This window comes from Streptomyces sp. WELS2 (assembly GCF_013870595.1).
GTDB lineage: Bacteria > Actinomycetota > Actinomycetes > Streptomycetales > Streptomycetaceae > Streptomyces.
On record NZ_JACBWZ010000746.1, the window covers coordinates 1 to 3032 of the forward strand.

The following is a 3032-nucleotide window of genomic DNA, read 5'->3' on the forward strand; positions in this document are numbered from 1 at the left end:
CCGGAGCAGGCCGACGACGAGCTGGTGGACTGGTACCGGGACAGTCACCGCCTGGTGGTGGACACCCTGGCCGCCGCCCCCGCCGATCTGGAGTGCTGGACCTTCCACACCGCGCCCAACCCGTCACCGCTGGCGTTCTGGGCCCGCCGGCAGGCACACGAGACGGCCGTGCACCGTTATGACGCCGAAAGCGCGCGCGGCGGTGAACCGTCCCCGGTCGGCCGGGACTTCGCGGTGGACGGCATCGACGAACTGCTGCGCGGCTTCCACACCCGCGAGCACAGCCGACTGCGCAGCGAGCGGCCGCGCGTGCTGCGGGTGCGCGCGGTGGACGCGGGACCGGACGCCGTGTGGACCGTACGGCTCACGGCCGCACCGGCCATGACGGTGCGCGGGGCCGAGGGCGAGGCGGAGGCCGAACTGTCGGGTCCCGCGGATCAGTTGTACCTGGCGCTGTGGAACCGGACGGCCATCCCACGGGTGACCGGCGACCCGGCGCTCGCGGCCCTGTGGCGGGAGCGGTCCGGGATCTGAGGCCCGGTCAGTCGGCCGGGGCCAGCATCCGGGACAGCACCTCGCGCTGCACGGGCCGTAGCTCACCGTGCAGCGCGCAGCCCTTTTCCGTCAGGGAGATCTTCACCGCGCGCCGGTCGTCCGAGCACATGCCCCGCTGCACGAGGCCGTCCTTCTCCAGCCGGGCGATCAGCCGGGACAGCGCGCTCTGACTGAGGTGGACCCGCTCGGCGATCTCCTGCACCCGGTAGGCGCAGCCGCCGTCCAGGGACGCGCCCTCGGCCAGCAGGTCCAGCACTTCGAAGTCGCTCGCGCACAGCCCGTGCCCGTGGAGCACCCGGTCCAGTTCGCACTGGGTGCGGGCGTGTAACGACAGGATCTCCCGCCACTGCTCGACGAGCCCTCGCTCGGCATTCTTCGCCGCCATGCCCGCACCGTAGCAGAAAATCGTGTTTGTTGCACTGTAATTAAATGAGCTTGCATCTGATGCACGCGCATGTAATCTCGTCGCCATGACTTCTCCGCTCACCGCCTCCGCGGCCCCGTCCCCGGCCGTGCGCTGGACTCCCCGGCTGTGGGGCACCCTCCTGGTGCTGTGCGCCGCGATGTTCCTGGACGCGCTGGACGTGTCGATGGTCGGCGTCGCACTGCCGTCCATAGGCTCGGATCTCGGCCTGTCCACGTCGGCCCTGCAGTGGGTCGTCAGCGGCTACATCCTGGGCTATGGCGGCCTGCTCCTCCTCGGCGGCCGGACCGCCGACCTGCTCGGCCGGCGCCAGGTGTTCCTGGTGGCGCTCGCCGTCTTCGCGCTGGCCTCGCTGCTCGGCGGGCTCGTGGACTCCGGGCCGCTGCTGATCGCGAGCCGCTTCGTCAAGGGCCTCAGCGCGGCCTTCACGGCACCGGCCGGCCTGTCGATCATCACCACCACGTTCCCGGAGGGCCCGCTGCGCAACCGGGCCCTGTCGATCTACACGACCTGCGCCGCCACCGGATACTCCCTGGGCCTCGTCTTCTCCGGCCTGCTCACGGAGGCCAGCTGGCGGTTCACGATGCTGCTGCCGGCGCCGGTCGCGCTGACCGCCCTGCTCGTGGGCATGAAGCTGCTGCCGCGCGGCGAGCGGGAACGCGGACACGGCGGCTACGACGTCCCGGGCGCCGTCCTCGGTACCGCCTCGATGCTGCTGCTGGTCTTCACCGTCGTCCAGGCACCCGAGGCCGGGTGGGCGTCGGCCCGGACGATCCTGTCCTTCGCCGCCGTGGCCGTCATGCTGATCGTGTTCGTCCTCGTCGAGCGGCGCAGCCCCAGCCCGCTGATCCGGCTCGCGGTGCTGCGCTCCGGTTCCCAGGTCCGGGCCCAGCTCGGCGCGCTGACCTTCGTCGGCAGCTACACGGGCTTCCAGTTCCTGGTCACGCTCTACATGCAGCAGGTACTGGGCTGGTCCGCCCTGCACACGGCGCTGGCGTTCCTGCCGGCGGGTGCGCTGGTGGCGCTGTCGGCGACCAAGGTCGGCACCGTCATCGACCGGTTCGGCACGGGACGGCTGATCGTGCTGGGCTTCGTCATGATGACGGCCGGGTACGCGCTGTTCCTGCGCATCGACCTGAACCCGGCCTACGCGTCCGTGATCCTGCCGACCATGCTGCTGGTCGGCGCGGGCTTCGCCCTGTCCTACCCGTCCCTCAACGTCCAGGCCACCAACGGGGTGAACGAGCACGAGCAGGGCATGGTCTCGGGTCTGCTGAACACCTCGGTGCAGGTGGGCGGCGCGATCTTCCTGGCCGTGGTGACCGCGGTGATCACCGCGCACGCCCCCGAGAAGGCCACCCCGCAGGCCGTCCTGGACAGCTACCGGCCCGGACTCGTCGTGGTCACGATCATCGCCGTGGTGGGGCTGCTGCTGTCGCTCAGCGGACTGCGCCGGTCCCGGCCGGCCCACTCCGTCGTGGTCGCCAGGTCCACCGTGAACGAGGCGGACGCCGACCGGGTACCGGTCCGCGACTAGGGCCTGCCGTTCGGATCAGGGCGCAGGGCATCGGCGGCGCCCTGTCAGCCCCGCGTCTGCGGCGTGATCCAAACGACAGGGCCTGGGGGGACCGCCTCCAAGGTGCGCCCGGCGAGGGTTCGTTGCCCCGCCGGGCGCACCTCTGCGAAGCTGACGGAATGGACGCGCACGGGGGCCGCCGCAGCCAGGCGGAGCGGGACGCGATGACGGTCGAGATCGGATACGCGCTGGTCAGCGCCACGTTCGCGGCGATTGTGCTGTTCGGGGCCGTGGCCGGCCCCGCGCTGCTCTTCGACCTGCCCGGCCTGCTGTCCACGGCGCTGCTCCGGCTGGGCCTGGTGATCGCGCCCCTCGTGTTCGTGGCCCGGGTGGTCAGCGTTCTGCTGCGCTTCCGGTGGCCGGCTCGGCCCGGCCGGCCCGGTCGGACCAGCCCTGACTCGTAGGCCGGCGAGTCGGGCCCGGTCCCGCCTGACGTGCGTCTCGGCGGTGGGCGGGCCGACCACGAGACGGACGACC

The 3032-nt window shown here is 71.9% G+C and carries 4 protein-coding genes; 3 read left to right on the top strand and 1 reads right to left on the bottom strand.

Annotated features, from left to right (window positions below):
• Positions 1 to 534: maleylpyruvate isomerase family mycothiol-dependent enzyme (locus H5J33_RS29160; RefSeq protein ID WP_181797805.1), on the top strand; the 534-nt coding region annotated here is incomplete at its 5' end.
• 7 nt (positions 535 to 541) lie between these two features.
• Here H5J33_RS29160 and H5J33_RS29165 read toward each other — a convergent pair.
• Positions 542 to 940 carry a MarR family winged helix-turn-helix transcriptional regulator gene (locus H5J33_RS29165; RefSeq protein ID WP_181797806.1) on the bottom strand — a complete coding sequence of 133 codons (399 nt, stop codon included), beginning with the start codon at positions 938 to 940 and terminating at the stop codon, positions 542 to 544.
• 85 nt (positions 941 to 1025) lie between these two features.
• Here H5J33_RS29165 and H5J33_RS29170 point away from each other — a divergent pair, with 85 nt between their 5' ends.
• Positions 1026 to 2516, top strand: coding sequence for an MFS transporter (locus tag H5J33_RS29170; protein ID WP_181797807.1), 1491 nt, complete (start codon positions 1026 to 1028; stop codon positions 2514 to 2516).
• A 158-nt stretch (positions 2517 to 2674) separates the two neighbouring features.
• The gene (locus H5J33_RS29175) at positions 2675 to 2959 is read left to right on the top strand and encodes a DUF6332 family protein (RefSeq protein ID WP_181797808.1); all 285 of its coding nucleotides are present in this window, start codon (positions 2675 to 2677) and stop codon (positions 2957 to 2959) included.
• Positions 2960 to 3032 lie beyond the last annotated feature (73 nt).

Bases quoted from the DNA above. Each gene is read 5' to 3' on its own strand.
- H5J33_RS29170 (WP_181797807.1), top strand. From the start codon at position 1,026: ATGACTTCTCCGCTCACCGCCTCCGCGGCCCCGTCCCCGGCCGTGCGC.
- H5J33_RS29175 (WP_181797808.1), top strand. From the start codon at position 2,675: ATGGACGCGCACGGGGGCCGCCGCAGCCAGGCGGAGCGGGACGCGATG.
- H5J33_RS29165 (WP_181797806.1), bottom strand. From the start codon at position 940: ATGGCGGCGAAGAATGCCGAGCGAGGGCTCGTCGAGCAGTGGCGGGAG.